At 53.6% G+C, this 463-nt stretch carries 1 protein-coding gene; it reads right to left on the bottom strand.

All coding sequences use genetic code 11. The features are described 5' to 3' along the window. A partial coding sequence (locus Xind_RS19795) for an AMP-binding protein (RefSeq protein ID WP_187650975.1) occupies positions 1 to 463 on the bottom strand: 463 nt, incomplete at both ends.

The following is a 463-nucleotide window of genomic DNA, read 5'->3' on the forward strand; positions in this document are numbered from 1 at the left end:
GGAGAAAAACAGCGCTTTCACCTGTGGTGCCAGCAAATGGGTTCTGGCAATAAACTGCGTCAGATTCTGAACACTGCTATGTTCCACCATCACCCCTTTGGGCTGACCGGTGGTGCCTGACGTGTAAATGATATAGGCCAAATCGGTTGGCCGGTTTATCCGCACCGGATTTTCCACAGACTGGCCTGCGGTGATTGTCCGGTCATCCGCCGCGATGAGTATAGGGGGTTCCGTGAGTGGTTGGCTGTATTCTGCCAATGTAGCCAGATGCCGCTGTTGAGTCAGTACACAGGGGGTTTCTGTGTCAGTCAGAATAAACTGAACCCGTTCAGCGGGATAAGCGGGGGATATCGGGACATACGCACCCCCGGCTTTCAGCACTGCCAGAATAGCGATCACCATTTCCGGGCTGCGATCCAGATACAGGGCTATCGGTGTGTCAGCCTGTATCGTTTCATGATTC

The sequence above is a fragment of the Xenorhabdus indica genome (assembly GCF_014467235.1).
GTDB classification, from domain to species: Bacteria; Pseudomonadota; Gammaproteobacteria; order Enterobacterales; family Enterobacteriaceae; genus Xenorhabdus; species Xenorhabdus indica.